Below are 15,891 nucleotides of genomic sequence, written 5' to 3' on the forward strand. Positions count from 1 at the left end.
ATCCGCTGACCGGGCTCGCCAACCGCCGCGCCATCGAGTCGCGCCTGGGCGAGGCGGTCGAGCTGCACCGCGACCTGGGCACCGTCGTCAGCATCGCCGTCTGCGACATCAACGGCCTCAAGCGCGTCAACGACCAGCAGGGGCACGAGGCGGGCGACCGGCTGCTGGAGCGGTTCGCCGCCGTCCTGTCCGCCTGTGCGGCCACCTTGCCGGGGGCCCTGGCCGGGCGGCTGGGCGGTGACGAGTTCTGCCTGCTGGCCGTCGGCCCGACGGCCGACGAGGTGGTGCGCGCCGCCGAGGAGCTGTGCCACGCCGCCGCCGCGCTGGAGCTGGGGGAGGGCGTGGCCTGCGGGGTGGCCTCCACCGGCGACCCGGTCGGTCAGGTGCGCACCGCCCACCGGATCTTCCGGCTCGCGGACGCGGCCCAGTACCGCGCCAAGGCCCTGCGCTCCGGCAAGCCGGTGGTGGCGGGCCGCGACGGCGGCTGCGAGGACCCCACCGTCCGGCTGGCCGCCGCCCCCGACCCGGTGCCCGCCTCCCCCGAGCGCCGCCGCTTCCGCCGGGGCGGGTCCGCCGGCCGCTAGCCGCGGGGCGGGGAGGGCGGGGGCGGGCACCGGGTCGGGGGCGACCGTGACAGATACCAATTCACTCATTAGGGTTTATGAATATGAGTATGCACACTGTGGTGGTGGGAAGCTCGGGCACCACCCCGGAGGAGGTCCTGGCCGTCGCCCGTGACGGCGCCCGCGTCGAACTGCACCCCGAGGCCGTCGAGGCGCTGCGCACCGCACGCCGCTTCATCGACGACCTCGCCGCCAAGCCCGACCCCGTCTACGGCGTCTCCACCGGCTTCGGTGCCCTGGCCGTCCGCCACATCGGCCCCGACCTGCGCGCCCGGCTCCAGCGCAACATCGTCCGCTCGCACGCGGCCGGGATGGGCCCGCGCGTGGAACGCGAGGTGGTGCGCGCACTGATGTTCCTGCGCCTGAAGACCCTCGCCTCCGGCCGCACCGGGGTGCGCCCCGAGGTCGCCCAGGCCATGGCCGGCATGCTCAACGCGGGCATCACCCCCGTCGTGCACGAGCACGGCTCCCTCGGCTGCTCCGGCGACCTGGCCCCGCTGTCGCACTGCGCGCTCGCGCTCATGGGCGAGGGCGAGGCGGAGGGCCCCGACGGCGTGCTGCGCCCGGCCGCCGACCTGCTGGCCGAGCACGGCCTCACCCCCGTCGAACTGCGCGAGAAGGAGGGCCTGGCCCTCCTCAACGGCACCGACGGGATGCTCGGCATGCTGCTGATGGCCTGCGCCGACCTGGCCCGCCTGTTCACCAGCGCCGACATCGCCGCCGCGCTCTCCCTGGAGGCGCTGCTGGGCACCGACCGGGTCCTGGCGCCCGAACTGCACGCCATCCGTCCGCACCCGGGCCAGGCCGCCAGCGCCGCCAACATGCTGAAGATGCTCACCGGCTCGGGCATGACCGGGCACCACCAGGACGACGCGCCGCGGGTGCAGGACGCCTACTCGGTGCGGTGCGCCCCGCAGGTCGCCGGCGCGGGACGCGACACCCTGGCGCACGCCCGCACCGTCGCCGAACGGGAGCTGGCGGCGGCCGTGGACAACCCGGTGGTGCTGCCGGACGGCCGCGTCGAGTCGAACGGCAACTTCCACGGGGCACCCGTGGCCTACGTCCTCGACTTCCTGGCCGTCGCCGCCGCGGACCTCGCCTCCATCGCCGAGCGCCGCACCGACCGGCTGCTCGACAAGAACCGCTCGCACGGCCTTCCCCCGTTCCTCGCCCACGACGCGGGCGTCGACTCGGGGCTGATGATCGCCCAGTACACGCAGGCGGCGCTGGTCAGCGAGCTGAAGCGGCTGGCCGTGCCCGCCTCGGTGGACTCCATCCCCTCCTCCGCCATGCAGGAGGACCACGTCTCCATGGGCTGGTCGGCGGCGCGGAAGCTGCGGTCGGCCGTGGACGGGCTGGCCCGGGTGATCGCCGTCGAGGTGTACGCGGCCACGCGGGCGGTCGAGCTGCGCTCGGGGACGGCGGGGCTGGTGCCGGGCGAGGCGGCCCGCGCCGTCGTCGCCGCGCTGCGCGAGGCCGGGGCGGGCGGGCCGGGCGAGGACCGCTACCTGGCACCCGATCTGGCGGCCACCGAGGACTTCGTCCGGTCCGGCGCGCTGGTGGCGGCGGCGGAGTCGGTCACGGGGCCGCTGGCCTAGGAAACTCCCACCGGTTGGTCATCGGTTGATCACCGGTTCCGCACGGGCTCCTCACCGGCCGCTCGCCGCTCCCGCCCGGGGGGTCATTCCGCCCCGCGGTCATGTTCCAACCGCGTCACAGTGTCCCCGTGATGGGTGGGATGGTCATCTTTCTCGGGGGTAGCGTTGGCCGTGGGGACGAACCAGAGGGCGAACAGGACTCCGCCGGCCGCGGCCGCGGTCGCCAGCGGACGGCGGTGGACTGACAGCTTCGAGGGTCCGGCCTCGGACACGAGAAGGCTCCTGGGTGGATCGGTACGACGTACGGCTCGGGGATCAGCGGTGAACTGACCGTACGCGGGCCGATGTTACTGAGTGGTGGAGGCGAGGGGGAAGGCATGCTTCCGCTCTTCCTGGGTACCGGACCGGTTCTGTCGAAAAGATCCGGCACGGTTCGCGAACGGGTTGGATACGTGTCCTAGCCCACAGTTTTACCGAAAGTGGAACCGGTCATAGTCCCTCGTGCGTTCATATGCGTGGAGCTGGGGCGCACATGTCCGATTTCGGGCGCTGTGGGGGCTACGCAGCTTTACCGGGGAGACATGGGGTTCCGAAGGCAAATGGAGAAGCCAGTGATGACGGTGGGGAAGCACCGCAGGGGTCTCGCGGTCACGGCCGCGCTCCTCGGCGGGATGCTCACGCTGAGCGCGTGCGGCGGAGACGACGGCGGGGACACCGAGAAGTCCGCAGCGAAGAACGACATATCCGCTGAGAAGGACAGCTCGTCCGCCCGAATAAAGATCTCCGCCAAGGACGGCGCCGACAACGCCAGCATCAACAGCGGCGGAAACGTCTCCGTCAGCGGCGGCAAGCTCACCAAGGTGACCATGAAGGCCGCCCAGAACGGCACTCCCGTCGAGGGCACCCTCTCCGCCGACGGCAAGAGCTGGAAGCCCAAGCAGCAGCTGGAGCGCGCCACCAAGTACGAGATCAGCGCGACGGCCAAGGACGGCGAGGGCCGCAAGGCCGTGGAGAACCGCACCTTCACCACGGTCGCCCCGGAGCACAGCTTCATCGGCACCTACGCCGGTGAGGACGGGGCCACGGTCGGTGTCGGCATGCCGGTCTCGATCACCTTCGACAAGCAGATCCAGAACAAGAAGGCCGTCCAGTCCGCGATCAAGGTCAGCACGACCAGCGGCCAGGAGGTCGTCGGCCACTGGTTCGGCAACGACCGGCTCGACTTCCGCCCCGAGGAGTACTGGAAGCCCCACTCCAAGGTCACCCTCGACCTCAAGCTCGACGGGGTGAACGCGGGCAACGGCAACATCGGTGTCCAGGACAAGAAGGTCACCTTCAACATCGGCCGCAAGCAGGTCAGCACGGTCGATGTGAAGAGCTACAAGATGACGGTCGCGCGGGACGGGAAGACGCTCAAGACGATCCCGATCTCCGCGGGCAGCCCCAGCAACCCGACCTACAACGGCAAGATGGTGATCTCCGAGAAGCACAAGGAGACCCGCATGGACGGGAACACCGTCGGGTTCGGCCGCAAGGGCGCCGAGGGCTACGACATCCCGGACGTGCCGCACGCCATGCGCCTGTCTACCTCGGGCACCTTCATCCACGGCAACTACTGGGGCGCGCCCTTCGGTTCCGGCAACACCAGCCACGGCTGCGTCGGTCTGAGGGACACCCAGGGTGCGGGCAACCCGGGCACCGACGCCGCCTGGTTCTACAACAACTCGCTGATCGGCGACATCGTCGAGGTCAAGGGTTCGCCGGACAAGACGATCCAGCCCGACAACGGCCTCAACGGCTGGAACATGAGCTGGTCGCAGTGGAAGGCGGGCTCCGCGCTCTGAGGCCCTGACCGACGGCGCGCGACAGCCGCACAGCACGGTGGCCCCCCGCGATCGCGGGGGGCCACCGTGCTGTGCGGGCCCCGTCCCCGTCCCCGGACCCGGTCCTGGTCCGGGCCCCGGCTCCTGGTCCCGGTCTCCCGGTCCTGGCCCCCGGTCTTGTCGGTCCCGCTCCCGCCTCGCGTGCGGGAGTCCGTCCTTTTGGGGCGGTGGCCAGAGCAGTCCCAGGACCTTCGGGCCGGGTGGTCACCGCCTTCCGCCGCACCCCGGACACGCGCGCCCTCGGGAAGGCGCGCCCTCGGGAAGCTGCCGCGCTAGGGCCGGAAGACCTGGGCCGCGTGCCAGGCGGCGTACGTGCCCGCGACCCGGCACTCGCCGCCCCCGGCCGCGGCCACCGGACGGCCGGCCAGCTCCGTGACCTGGGTGCGGGCCGCGGTACCCGACCCGGTGAAGCGGGCCGAGACCGTGATGCGCAGGCCCGGATCGATCCCCAGCACCCCTTTGTCGAACAGCTTGTGGTGCAGGGAGCACAGGCACAGCGCGTTCGTGAGGTGGTCGGGGCCCTGGTAGGCCCACCAGCGCACATGGGCGGCCTCCAGCCCCACCGGGCGGCGGCCGAGCGCCCCGTCGAACCCGCAGAACGCGCACCGGCCGCCGTACGCCTCCAGCACCTGTTCCCTCAGCCGTGCCGCGCGCCTCGGGTCCCGCACCAGGCGGCGCACGGCGACCCGGGCGCCGTCGGCCGCCTCCAGGTCGAGCCCCGCGTCGGCCGCGATGTCCTCGTGCAGGGACGGCGGGAAGTGCAGCTCCAGCAGCGTGCGGGCGAGGGTGGGCAGCAGGGCGGGGTCCTCGTCCAGGGCCGTGCGCAGCTGTGGCGCCAGCCGCCCCCGCGCGCCGCTCTCGCGCAGCAGCCGGACCCCGGGGCCCGGACTGCCCCGGCCCGCGTCCGTGCGCACCTCCCACACGCCGTCGTTCACCAGGTGGTGGAACGGGTAACCGGGTGAGGTGCTGCGGGGCGGACCGTACTCGCGCAGCAGGTGGGCCACGTCGCGTTCGACCTCGGTGTAGCGGAGCGCCCGCTCGGGCTCCGACTGGTGGCGGCCGAGCGCGTACAGCAGCAGGAGCGGTTTGTGCGGGGCGCGTTCCTCGCCCGAGGTCCACTGCCGCAACGCGCTGACGCGCTCCACCCAGTTGGTCCGAGCCCCCTCCATGCGAGCACTGTACGGCCTCGGCGGCCCCGCCTTGCCAGGCATGGTGGCGCTGCGGCGGGAAGATGCCGCCCATGTCGTCATCCGCGTGGCATGTCCGCCCTCGGGAACGGTGGTGGCTGGCTGCCGTCTGTGCGGTCTTCGGAGCGCTCTCGCTGACCGTCGTCCAGCCCGGACTCCCGCTCGGCTGGGACGAGATCGTCTACGCCAGCCGCTTCGCGCCCCACGGACCCGGGACCCCGTTCAGCGCGCCCCGCACCCGGGGCGTCCCGGCGCTGATCGCGCCCGTCGCGGCGGTCAGCGGTTCGGTGGTGCTGCTGCGCTGCTATCTGACGCTGACCGCGTCGCTGGCGCTCTACCTGGGATACCTCCCCTGGCTGCGGGCCGGTGCCCCGCGCGGCGTCGTGCCGGCGGCCGCCGCGCTGTACGGCAGCGTGTGGTTCGCGCTCTTCTACGCGGGTGCGGCGATGCCCAACCACTACGTGGCCATGGGCCTGACCTGCGCCACCGGCTGCCTGGTACGGGCCCGGAGGGGGTGGGCCGCCCTGGCCGGGGCGGCGGGCGCGCTCGCCGTCGCCGCCCTGATACGGCCCAACGACGCGGTGTGGCCCGCCGCCGTGCTGCTCGCGGCGGCGCCGGCCGTGCGCGGGCGGCCCTGCCGTCCCCATCCGACCGGGGCTGCCGCCGTCGTGGGAGGGGTCGCCGCCGGTCTGGCGCCCTGGGCGGTGGAGGCCCGGCTGCGGTTCGGCGGCGTGCTGGAGCGGGTGCGCGCCGCGGAGGAGGTCCAGGGCGGGATGAGCCCGCGCCTGCCCCTCGGCACCCTCAAGGAGCACGCCGCGGCCCTGGACGGGCCGCTGCTGTGCCGCCCGTGCGACGGGGCGGGCATCGAGTGGTCCGGCGCCGGATGGTGGCTGCTGGTCCCGCCCCTGGTGGGACTCGGACTGCGTGCCGCGCGCCGGGAGGGCCGGACGGCGTGGGGCACGCTGCCCCTCGCGGCGGCCGTCGCCGTCGCCGTCCCGTACCTGTTCTTCATGGGGTACGCCGCCCCGCGCTTCCTGCTGCCCGCCTACGCGCTGCTGGCCCCGGTCGCGGCCCTCGGCGTCCGGGAGGCCGCGCGGTGGGCCCGCCGGGTCCGGGCCCGGCACGTGCTGCTCCCGCTGGGCGGTGCCATCGCCGCGCTCCACCTGGCCCTCCAGCTCCACCAGTTGACGCTGCACTCCCGCATCCAGGCCGAGGCCCGCCACGACTGGCAGCGTATGGAACGGGTGCTGCGCGCCCACGGCGTACGCCCGCCCTGTGTGCTGGCCGGCACCAGTGCCACCATCCCCATCGCCCACACCGCGGGCTGCCGCTCCACCCCGGCGCACCGGCCCAGCGCCCTCGTCCTGCGCCGCGCCGCCCTCCCCGGCTGGGCTTCGGCGGCCGGCTGGCGCCTCCACCGGGTCCCCGGCACCTACAACCCGGACTGGCACATCGCCGTCCCGCCTCCCACGGCCGGCACGGCCCGTACGCGCGGTGCGTCCGGTGCGGCCCGTACGCCGCCCGGCGCGGCCGTCGGGGGCGGGGCGCGGTGAGGCGGCGCGGCCTCAGCCCTCGGCCGGGGCGATGCCCACCGGGCAGCTGACCGAGTCCCTGCGAGGGTGTGCTGCCAGGTCACCCGTCCGCCGTGCGACGGTGGCCAGGTCAGCCAGTTCCCCCGCGAGCCGCTCCACTTCGGTCACCACGTGAGCGGGGATGCCGCCCGCCACGTACGCGTGATCGGGGTCGTACTCCCAGCGCCAGTCGGTGCTCACCGCTGTGGTAGGCCGAGCGCGGCATGGGCGTCGTCGAGGATCTTGCCGATGGCCGCCGCGGCGCGTCGGGCCTGCGGCGCGTCACCGGACTCCACGGTGTCCTCCCAGCGGCGGAACTCTTCCGCCAGGCTCGGCTGCCGCTGGATGTGGACGTGGACGGCCCACTGAGCGACGAATCGCTGGAGGGGGGCCAGGCCGGAAGCCTGACGGGACTGGTCGGCGGCCTGATCCAGTTCCCGTGTGAAGGCCGGCAGTGCGGCGGGTGCGATCTGCGCGACGGCCTGACGGAGGGCCGTGACGGTGGCAGGCGGCTGAGGGATGAGTGGCTGCCCGGCGCTGGAGGTGGTCATTGCTGCTCCCAAGGGCGAGATTCTGATCCCTGGGAGCAGCGTATCGAGTGCGGGCCCGACCACGTCGCCCGAACGAGCGCCGAGGCGGTGCGTCAGCTTCCAGCGGGGGCTATGCCAGTGGGGCAAGACCCACCGCCCGGGTCGCCGAGCTTGACCCCCGTGCCGCCGATGCCGCAGTACCCGCCCGGGTTCCTGTCGAGGTACTGCTGGTGATAGCCCTCGGCCGGGTAGAAGGGGCGGCCCTCGGCGGCGAGGATCTCCGTGGTGATCTCGCCGAGGCCGGAGGCGGTGAGGACCTGCTGGTAGGCCGCGCGGGACGCCTCGGCGGCGGCCGCCTGCTCCGCGGAGTGGGTGTAGAGCGCCGAGCGGTACTGGGTGCCGGTGTCGTTGCCCTGGCGGAAGCCCTGGGTGGGGTCGTGCGACTCCCAGAAGCGCTTCAGCAGCGTCTCGTAGGACACCTTCGCCGGGTCGAACACGACGCGCACGACTTCGGCGTGCCCCGTCAGGCCCGAGCAGACCTCCTCGTAGGTGGGGTTCGGGGTCGAGCCGCCCTGGTAGCCCACGAGGGTCGTCCAGACACCGTCCGTCGTCCAGAAGACGCGCTCGGCGCCCCAGAAGCAGCCCATGCCGAAGTCGGCGGTCTCCAGGCCCTCCGGGTAGGGGCCCAGCAGCGCGGTGCCGAGCACGGTGTGGCGCTCGGGGACGGTGAACTCCGGTTCGGGACGGCCCTTGAGGGCCTCTTCGGGGGTGGGGATGCGGTTCTTGAACCTGCCGAACATGTCGTTCTCCAGACGGACGTCGCAGGGGTGGGGACGGGCCGGGGCCGGGACCCCGGGCGCCGTCAGCCCTTCGTCTCGGACGACGAGGCGGCCGGGGCCTTCCCCGTCCGCCCGGTCTCGCCGCCCCGGGAGGGGGCGCCGGCGGCGGCCGGGGCGCCGGGCTCCCGCTCCGGCTCCTCGTCGAAGTTCACCCGGTTCATGTGCTTGTTCATCGACTTCATCAGCATCCACACGGCCAGGCCGATCACCGCGAAGACGACGAAGCCGAGCACACCGGGGGTCACCTTGTTCTCGTCCAGGTCCTTCGCGGCCAGCGGAAGGACCTGGACGAGCGTTGTCTGCGTCGGGCTCATACCGTCAATTCTCGCGGATCCCCGCGAAGAGGTCGTCCTCGGGGAGGGAGGTACCCACGAGCGACTTCGCCAGCTCGTACTCCTCCGTCGGCCAGACCTCCTTCTGGATGTCCATCGGGACGCGGAACCAGCCGCCGTCGGGGTCGATCTGGGTGGCGTGCGCGATCAGCGCCTTGTCGCGGATCTCGAAGTAGTCGCCACAGGGCACGAACGTGGTGATCTCCCGCTCCTTGACCTTCATCTCGTCCCAGCGCTTGAGCCACTCCGTGTACGGCGACTCCAGGCCGCGTTCGATCATGGCGTTGTGCATCGCCTGGGTGCGCTGCCGGTTGAAGCCCTGGTTGTAGTAGAGCTTCAGCGGCTGCCAGGCCGGGCCGAACTCCGCCTCGGGGTACTTCTCGGTGTCGGCGGCGTGCTCGAAGGCGACCATCGAGATCTTGTGGGTCATGATGTGGTCGGGGTGCGGGTAGCCGCCGTTCTCGTCGTAGGTGGTGATCACCTGCGGGCGGAACTCCCGGATGAGCCGGACCAGCGCGCCGGCCGCCTCGTCCACGTCCTCCAGCGCGAAGCAGCCCTCCGGCAGCGGCGGCAGCGGGTCGCCCTCGGGCAGCCCCGAGTCGACGAAGCCCAGCCACGCCTGCTTGACGCCCAGGATCTGCCGGGCCTCGTCCATCTCCTTCTTGCGCACCTCGTGGATGTGCTCCTCGACATAGGTGTCGCCCTGGAGCTTCGGGTTGAGGATGGAGCCACGCTCTCCCCCCGTACACGTCGCGACCAGCACGTCCACTCCCTCGTCGACGTACTTGGCCATGGTGGCCGCGCCCTTGCTGGACTCGTCGTCGGGGTGCGCGTGCACGGCCATCAGTCGCAGTTGCTCAGTCACAACTCAATCCTCGTAAAGTCAAAGCGGCCCTCGGCCCTGCCCTCGGCCCGCGCCGGCGGTTTCAGCCCTCGGCCCGCTCTCAGCGGTTTCACGGGCGGCTTCTATAGTGACCGAACCAGGACCCTGTTGTATTCCCGGTACGGACCCCCGCCCGGACCCCCACGCACGCCGAGAGGAAAGCGCCATGGCACAGACGGCCCGCAAGGTGCCCGAAGGGCGTTACGGGCGTGCGCCGAGGGGCGCCGGGGGCGGCGCGGGCGGGGCGGAGGCCCGTACGGACCGCCGGCTGAAGATCACCGGCGGGATCCTGGGTGTGCTGCTCCTCGCGCTGGTGGGCTGGATCGGCGGCTCCTACATCGCGGGCCAGGACGTCAGTGCCGAGCTGATCAAGTTCAAGGTCGTCTCGGACAGCGCGGTGGAAGTGCACCTGGAGGTCCGCAAGGACGAGGGCGTCGAGGGAGTGTGCACGCTGCGTGCGCGCGCGGAGAGCGGCAACGAGGTCGGCCGCAAGTCCGTCTCCTTTCCCGCGGGCACCTCCCGGGTCGACGAGGTGATCACGGTGCGGACGACGGCCCGCGCCACCAGCCCCGACCTGGTCGGCTGCCAGACGAAGTGAGGCCGGCGCCGGCACCGCTGTGACCTGGGGCGGAGTCCGGGCCTTCTTCCCTTTTCCGCCGGAATTGTTAAGCTCGTGGTTTCGCCCACCAGTGAAGGCGCACCCTTTCTGGTAGGGCGTTTGCTGCATCAGCTGATATCCCAGTACCGACGAGGAGCACCTGTGACCCAGACCAGCGACAACGTCACCTGGCTGACCCAGGAGGCGTATTCCCAGCTCAAGGCCGAGCTGGAATACCTGTCGGGTCCTGCACGTACCGAGATCGCCAAGAAGATCGAGGCGGCTCGCGAGGAGGGCGACCTCCGCGAGAACGGCGGGTACCACGCGGCCAAGGAGGAGCAGGGCAAGCAGGAGCTGCGGATCCGGCAGCTCCAGCAGCTCCTGGAGAACGCGAAGGTCGGTGAGGCTCCGGCGGATGACGGCGTGGTGGAGCCGGGCATGGTGGTCACCATCGCCTTCGACGGCGACGAGGACGACACCATCACCTTCCTTCTCGCCTCCCGCGAGTACGCGAGTTCGGAGATCGAGACCTACTCTCCGCAGTCGCCGCTGGGCAGCGGCGTGAACGGCAAGAAGGTCGGTGAGGACGCCGAGTACGAGCTGCCGAACGGCAAGATGGCCTCCGTCCGCATCCTGGCGGCGAAGCCCTACCAGGGGTGACGCCCGGGGCGGACGGCCCCGGGGCCGGCTCCGGATGGGGGGAAGAAGACAGCACGGCGGATGGCCCGCGCGGGATGCGCGGGCCGTCCGCCGTTCCCGTGCCACCCGTGCCAGGGCGTTCCCGTGCCGGGGGCGTCCCATGCGGTCCGCCGCTCCCGCGGGGTGCGGGAACGGCCCGGCCGTGGCGGGCGGTGCGGTGTTTCTGCTGCTTCTCAGGAGGCCGCCCTGCGGTACTTGCGGACCGCCAGGGTGCGGAAGACCGCGATGATCACCACCGACCAGATCAGCGAGGCCCAGACCGGGTGCTGCATGGGCCAGGCGTCCGGCACCGGGTAGCCCGGCGGCAGGTTGCCGAACAGGTCGCGGCCGGCGACGACCGTCGCGCTGAACGGGTTCCACTCGGCGAGGTGCTGGAGGAAGGCGGGCATGTTCTGGGAGGGCACGAACGCCACCGAGATGAATGTCAGGGGGAACAGCCACACCAGCCCGCCCGAGGTGGCGGCCTCGGGCGTCCGTACCGACAGCCCGATCAGTGCGCCGATCCAGGTGAAGGCGTACCCCAGCAGCATCAGCAGGCCGAAGCCCGCCAGGGCGTCGAGGAGGCCGTCGTGCGCCCGCCAGCCCACGACGGCGGCGACAGCGGCGAGGACGACGAGCGTCAGAGCCGTCTGGACGAGGTCGGCCAGGGTGCGCCCGGTCAGCACGGCGCCCCGCGTCATCGGCAGTGACCGGAAGCGGTCGACGAGGCCCTTGTGCATGTCCTCCGCGATACCGGCGCCCGAACTGGCCGTCGCGAAGGTGACGGTCTGCGCGAAGATGCCGGACATCAGGAACTCGCGGTAGTCCTGGGCGCTGGTGCCGGAGCCGGGGATGGTGATGGATCCGCCGAAGACGTAGCTGAAGAGCACCACGAACATGATCGGCTGGATGAGGGCGAAGATGACGGCTTCGGGGATGCGCACGAGGCGGATGAGGTTGCGCTTGGCGATCACGAGTGAGTCGGTGACCGACTGGGCCGGGCCGCCGCGTCCGGTGGGGGCGGCGCTGGGCGGAGCGGTGCGGGCGGTGGTGCTCATGCGGCGGCCTCCTCGTCCGGGGAGTGCCGGGGGGCGCGTCCCGTGGTGCCCTCGCCGTGGGCGTGGTGTTCTGCCTCGCCCTTGGCCGCGTGGCCGGTCAGGGAGATGAACACGTCGTCCAGGGTGGGGCGGCGCAGCCCGATGTCGTCGATCTCCACGCCCCGGGTGTCCAGGTCGCGGATGACCTCGGCGAGCAGCTTGGCGCCGCCGGTGACCGGGACGGTCAGCTTGCGGGTGTGCTCCTCGACGGTGCAGCCCTCGTGCGCGGTGCCGGGCAGTCCGTGGCTGTCGAGGACCTGGCGGGCGGCGGGGATGTCGTCGCGCTCGTGGACGACGACCTCGACGCGCTCCCCGCCCGTCTGCGCCTTGAGCTGGTCGGAGGTGCCGCGCGCGATGACCTTGCCGTGGTCGACGACGGCGATGTCGTGCGCCAGCCGGTCGGCCTCCTCCAGGTACTGCGTCGTCAGCAGCAGCGTCGTACCGCCCGCGACCAGTTCCTCGATGACCTCCCACAGCTGCTGGCGGTTGCGGGGGTCGAGGCCGGTGGTGGGCTCGTCCATGAACATCACGGGCGGGCTGACCACCAGTGCGGCGGCCAGGTCGAGGCGGCGGCGCATGCCGCCTGAGTAGGTCCTGGCCGTGCGGTCGGCGGCGTCGGCGAGGTGGAAGCGCTCCAGCAGCTCGTCCGCCCGCTTCTTCGCGCCGCGCGCGGACATCTGGTAGAGGCGGCCGACCATCCGGAGGTTCTCGCGGCCGGTCAGATAGTCGTCGACCGCCGCGAACTGGCCGGACACGCCGATCGACCGGCGCACGGCCGTGGGGTTCTTGAGCACGTCGACGCCTGCCACCACGGCCCGCCCGGCGTCGGGGGTCAGCAGCGTGGTGAGGACCCGGACCGCGGTCGTCTTACCCGCGCCGTTGGGGCCCAGGAGGCCGAGCACGGTGGACTCGGGGACGTCGAGGTCGACGCCGTCCAGAGCCCTCACGTCGCCGAAGGTCTTCACCAGTCCCTCGGCGTAAATGGCACCTGGCATGAGAGGTCTCCCAGGGTGTGGAGCGCGAAGCTCTACGAGAAATGCTAGGCAAACCGGACGCTTCCGGCATCAAGAACCTGCGGCGGGCCCGCCCCGGTGCACAGCAGTGTGGCGTAACGCGATGTATCGCGTCAAGCGGGGAATCGCGATAGTGCGTGTTCTGCGAGAGGCTGTCGCGCCCATGGGGCGGGCTTCGGCCGCCGGCCGGAGCCGTCCGCTCAGCTCATGACCTTGTACCCGGCGGCGCGCAGTCCTGAGGCCACCTCGACGCAGTGCTCGGGGCCCTTCGTCTCCAGGTGCAGCTCCACCTCCACCTCGTCGACGCCGAGCCGGGGATCGGTCCGCACATGGCCGACGTCCAGCACGTTGGCGTCGGCGACCGAGAGCTTCCCCAGCAGCGCGGCCAGCGCGCCGGGCCGGTCCGAGAGGCGCAGCCGCAGCGACAGGTAGCGGCCGGCGGCAGCCATGCCGTGCCGCAGCGTCCGCTGGAGGACGAGGGGGTCGACGTTCCCGCCGGACAGCACGGCCGCGACCGGTCCCTCGAAGCTGTCGGGCGCCGACAGCAGCGCCGCCACCGAACTCGCCCCAGCGGGTTCCACCACCAGTTTCGCCCGCTCCAGGCACAGCAGCAGCGCGCTGGACAGCTCGTCCTCGGAGACCGTGCGGATCTCATCCACCAGCGAGCGGACGATCCCGAACGGGACGTCCCCGGGCCTGCCGACCTTGATGCCGTCCGCCATCGTCGAGACGGACCCCAGCGCCACCGGCTCCCCGGCACTCAGCGACGGGGGGTAGGCCGCCGAGCCCTCGGCCTGCACGCCGACCAGCCGCACGTCCGGGCGCAGCGCCTTGATGGCCACCGCCATCCCGGCGAGCAGCCCGCCGCCGCCGACCCCCACCACGACCGTGCGCACCTCGGGGCACTGCTCCAGCAGCTCCAGCCCCAGCGTGCCCTGGCCCGCCACCACGTCCGGGTGGTCGAAGGGGTGGATGAAGACGGCGCCGGTGGCGTGCGCGTACTCCTGGGCCGCCTCCAGCGTCTCGTCCACCACCTGGCCGTGCATCCGCACCCGCGCCCCGTACTCGCGGGTCGCCGCCACCTTCGGCAGCGGGGCGCCCACCGGCATGAAGACCGTGGAGGTCACCCCCAGCAGCGAGGCGGCCAGCGCGACGCCCTGCGCGTGGTTGCCCGCGCTCGCCGCGACCACTCCGCGCCGCCGCTCCTGGGGGGTCAGGCCCGCGATCCGCACATAGGCGCCGCGCAGTTTGAACGACCCGGTGCGCTGGAGGTTCTCGCACTTGAGGTGGACCGGGGCGCCGATGAGCGAGGAGAGGTGGCGGCTGCCCTCCACGGCGGTCGTCCGGGCGACGCCCTCGAGGATCGTGCGAGCGCGCCGTACGTCGTCCAGACGGACGGGCAGTTCGGGACGGGAGGCGGTGGGGGACGGTGCGCTGGTGACCATGGCGCCAGTCTGGCAGCCGGGTGCGGAGGGCCGCGTGCGCCGCCGGGGCGGTCGCGCCCGCGTGCGCCGTCGGGCGGTGGCCGGGTGCGGGCGCCGCCGGGAGGTGGTCCGCGTCACTGGTTCGTGCACCGGAGGTACGCCCGGGGTCCGCTGCGCGTACTCTGTGCCCACCGGCTAGGCACACGAGGACACCGCCCCCAACAAACCATCCCTGCACCGTCAAAACTCCACAAAAAATCCCGCAGACCACGAAGTGAGCGCACCTGCCATGCCCACGCACCCGGACATGACGACAGACAGCCCAGACACCCCGGACGAGAACCCCGCGGTGCCTGCCGACGCAGGTGCCCCCTCGACCGCCGTACTGGACGCCATGCAGCACCAGTTGGCGGTGTACGCGCGCCGTGCGGAGCAGACCCGGCTCGGCGGGCTCGGCCAGGCCCGCAACTCCATGGACCGTGCCGCCTACCTCCTGCTCAACCGCCTCGACAAGGAAGGCCCGATGGGCGTCAAGGCGCTCGCGGCCGGCATGGGCATCGACTCCTCCACGGTGACCCGTCAGGTCGCCCCCCTCGTCGAGTCCGGTCTGGTCAAGAGGACCTCGCACCCCGAGGACGGGCGCGCCGTCGTCCTGGAGCTGTCCCCGCGCGGGGTGGCCCGGCTCGAAGAGGTGCGCTCCTCGCGGCGCAACCTGATGCAGCTCATCACCAAGGACTGGACGGACGAGGAACGCGGCACGTTCTGCAGGCTGTTGACCCGGTTCAACAGGGCGATGCTCGAACTCCACCCCGGCGGCGTCTCACAGCCCCCCAGGCCCGGCTCCTGAGGCCGGCGCCGGTCCTGACGCGCCTCTTGATTTGATCTGTACGCCTGCCGTCCCATAGGCGCACGGGAGGCGGCGTGCGAGAGCGTCAGGCACGGCAGGAGCGCCTCCGCGCCCGGGAGTTCGAGGCGTTCGTCGCGGGCGCGGGTGGCCGGCTGCTGCATGCCGCCACACTGCTGACCGCCGAACCCCCCGGCGCCGCACCCGAGGCGGAACGGCTGCTGGTACGGGCGCTCGCGCGGACCCGGGCCGACTGGGCGCGGCTGCGCGGCGAGGACCCCTACGAGCGGACGCGGCAGGAACTGGCCCTCTCCTTCGCCCGCACCGCACGCCGCCACCGCCGTCCGCGCGGCGGGCTGCTGGGCGCCCTCGCCCCGCAGGAGCGGCTGGTGCTCGTCCTGCGGCTGCACGAGGGCGTCGCCGAGGAGCAGGTGGCGGCCGGGCTGGGACTGCCCGTCGAGCGGGTACGGGCGCTGCACACCCGGGCCATGGCCACCGTGCTCAGCCGTCCGCCGGGTGCGGAGGCGGCGCATGAGCCTGCCTGACCGCAAAGAGGCCGAGGCGCGGCTGCTGCTGGAACGGCGCACCGGGGAGCCCGTGCCCGCCGACCTGGCCGCCCGCGCCCTCGCGGACGGGGAGCGGCTGCTGCGGCGCCGGCGGGCACTGCGGACGGCGCTGTGGGCGGGGCTGGTGGTCGGGCTCGCCGCCCTGGTGGCCTGGTCCCTCGCCCTCCACCCCTGGGCGGCCCCGCCCCCGACGACGACCTCGCCCGCGGTGGGATGGTGACCGCG

18 protein-coding genes are annotated in these 15,891 nt (G+C 72.6%); 9 read left to right on the forward strand and 9 right to left on the reverse strand.

The features are described from left to right. From FM076_RS21190 to FM076_RS21200, 3 genes are all read left to right on the forward strand, one after another. A partial coding sequence (locus FM076_RS21190) for a GGDEF domain-containing protein (RefSeq protein ID WP_173872547.1) occupies positions 1-584 on the forward strand: 584 nt, incomplete at its 5' end. Between the two features lie 83 nt (positions 585-667). Further along, positions 668-2,221, forward strand: coding sequence for a histidine ammonia-lyase (gene hutH / locus FM076_RS21195; RefSeq protein WP_173872549.1), 1,554 nt, complete (start codon positions 668-670; stop codon positions 2,219-2,221). A 599-nt stretch (positions 2,222-2,820) separates the two neighbouring features. Continuing rightward, on the forward strand, positions 2,821-4,065 hold the full coding sequence (locus tag FM076_RS21200; protein WP_173872550.1) for a L,D-transpeptidase: 1,245 nt from the start codon (positions 2,821-2,823) through the stop codon (positions 4,063-4,065). Between the two features lie 311 nt (positions 4,066-4,376). On the opposite strand, the gene FM076_RS21205 is transcribed toward FM076_RS21200, so the two are convergent. After that, positions 4,377-5,273: a phosphorothioated DNA-binding restriction endonuclease gene (locus tag FM076_RS21205; RefSeq protein ID WP_173872551.1), complete on the reverse strand. Its 897-nt coding sequence runs from the start codon at positions 5,271-5,273 to the stop codon at positions 4,377-4,379. 71 nt (positions 5,274-5,344) lie between these two features. On the opposite strand from FM076_RS21205, the gene FM076_RS21210 reads away from it, so the two are divergent. Beyond that, positions 5,345-6,844 carry a hypothetical protein gene (locus tag FM076_RS21210; RefSeq protein WP_173872552.1) on the forward strand — a complete coding sequence of 500 codons (1,500 nt, stop codon included), beginning with the start codon at positions 5,345-5,347 and terminating at the stop codon, positions 6,842-6,844. A gap of 12 nt (positions 6,845-6,856) precedes the next feature. On the opposite strand, the gene FM076_RS21215 is transcribed toward FM076_RS21210, so the two are convergent. From FM076_RS21215 to mca, 5 genes are all read right to left on the reverse strand, one after another. Next, positions 6,857-7,063: a hypothetical protein gene (locus FM076_RS21215; RefSeq protein ID WP_173867897.1), complete on the reverse strand. Its 207-nt coding sequence runs from the start codon at positions 7,061-7,063 to the stop codon at positions 6,857-6,859. Beyond that, a complete protein-coding gene (locus FM076_RS21220; RefSeq protein ID WP_173872553.1) occupies positions 7,060-7,413 on the reverse strand; it encodes a hypothetical protein in 354 nt (117 codons plus the stop codon). The genes FM076_RS21215 and FM076_RS21220 overlap by 4 nt, the downstream gene beginning before the upstream one ends. Positions 7,414-7,505: 92 nt before the next feature. Beyond that, positions 7,506-8,192, reverse strand: coding sequence for a peptide-methionine (S)-S-oxide reductase MsrA (gene msrA, locus FM076_RS21225; protein WP_173872554.1), 687 nt, complete (start codon positions 8,190-8,192; stop codon positions 7,506-7,508). A 62-nt stretch (positions 8,193-8,254) separates the two neighbouring features. Then, positions 8,255-8,545, reverse strand: coding sequence for a hypothetical protein (locus FM076_RS21230; protein ID WP_243274590.1), 291 nt, complete (start codon positions 8,543-8,545; stop codon positions 8,255-8,257). A gap of 4 nt (positions 8,546-8,549) precedes the next feature. Continuing rightward, the gene (gene mca / locus FM076_RS21235; protein ID WP_173872555.1) at positions 8,550-9,428 is read right to left on the reverse strand and encodes a mycothiol conjugate amidase Mca; all 879 of its coding nucleotides are present in this window, start codon (positions 9,426-9,428) and stop codon (positions 8,550-8,552) included. Between the two features lie 184 nt (positions 9,429-9,612). On the opposite strand from mca, the gene FM076_RS21240 reads away from it, so the two are divergent. Together FM076_RS21240 and greA are read left to right on the forward strand one after the other, a co-directional pair. Continuing rightward, on the forward strand, positions 9,613-10,044 hold the full coding sequence (locus FM076_RS21240; protein ID WP_173872556.1) for a DUF4307 domain-containing protein: 432 nt from the start codon (positions 9,613-9,615) through the stop codon (positions 10,042-10,044). 162 nt (positions 10,045-10,206) lie between these two features. After that, a complete protein-coding gene (greA, locus tag FM076_RS21245; protein ID WP_173872557.1) occupies positions 10,207-10,704 on the forward strand; it encodes a transcription elongation factor GreA in 498 nt (165 codons plus the stop codon). A gap of 212 nt (positions 10,705-10,916) precedes the next feature. On the opposite strand, the gene FM076_RS21250 is transcribed toward greA, so the two are convergent. The 3 genes from FM076_RS21250 to ilvA all read right to left on the reverse strand — a co-directional run bounded on the left by FM076_RS21250 (position 10,917) and on the right by ilvA (position 14,277). Continuing rightward, positions 10,917-11,780 (reverse strand): ABC transporter permease, encoded by an 864-nt coding sequence (locus tag FM076_RS21250; protein ID WP_173872558.1) that lies wholly within the window; start codon positions 11,778-11,780, stop codon positions 10,917-10,919. Next, the gene (locus tag FM076_RS21255; RefSeq protein WP_243274591.1) at positions 11,777-12,814 is read right to left on the reverse strand and encodes an ATP-binding cassette domain-containing protein; all 1,038 of its coding nucleotides are present in this window, start codon (positions 12,812-12,814) and stop codon (positions 11,777-11,779) included. The genes FM076_RS21250 and FM076_RS21255 overlap by 4 nt, the downstream gene beginning before the upstream one ends. Positions 12,815-13,032: 218 nt before the next feature. Beyond that, positions 13,033-14,277: a threonine ammonia-lyase gene (gene ilvA, locus FM076_RS21260; protein WP_173872559.1), complete on the reverse strand. Its 1,245-nt coding sequence runs from the start codon at positions 14,275-14,277 to the stop codon at positions 13,033-13,035. 268 nt (positions 14,278-14,545) lie between these two features. Between ilvA and FM076_RS21265 the strand changes: the two genes are divergently transcribed. The 3 genes from FM076_RS21265 (at position 14,546) to FM076_RS21275 (ending at position 15,886) form a co-directional block, all read left to right on the forward strand. Beyond that, positions 14,546-15,103 carry a MarR family transcriptional regulator gene (locus tag FM076_RS21265; protein ID WP_173872561.1) on the forward strand — a complete coding sequence of 186 codons (558 nt, stop codon included), beginning with the start codon at positions 14,546-14,548 and terminating at the stop codon, positions 15,101-15,103. Between the two features lie 74 nt (positions 15,104-15,177). Beyond that, the gene (locus FM076_RS21270) at positions 15,178-15,645 is read left to right on the forward strand and encodes a sigma factor-like helix-turn-helix DNA-binding protein (protein WP_173872562.1); all 468 of its coding nucleotides are present in this window, start codon (positions 15,178-15,180) and stop codon (positions 15,643-15,645) included. After that, the gene (locus FM076_RS21275; protein WP_173872564.1) at positions 15,632-15,886 is read left to right on the forward strand and encodes a hypothetical protein; all 255 of its coding nucleotides are present in this window, start codon (positions 15,632-15,634) and stop codon (positions 15,884-15,886) included. The genes FM076_RS21270 and FM076_RS21275 overlap by 14 nt, the downstream gene beginning before the upstream one ends. Positions 15,887-15,891 lie beyond the last annotated feature (5 nt).

The sequence above is a fragment of the Streptomyces albus subsp. chlorinus genome (assembly GCF_013302895.1).
In the GTDB taxonomy this organism is placed as follows: domain Bacteria; phylum Actinomycetota; class Actinomycetes; order Streptomycetales; family Streptomycetaceae; genus Streptomyces; species Streptomyces chlorinus.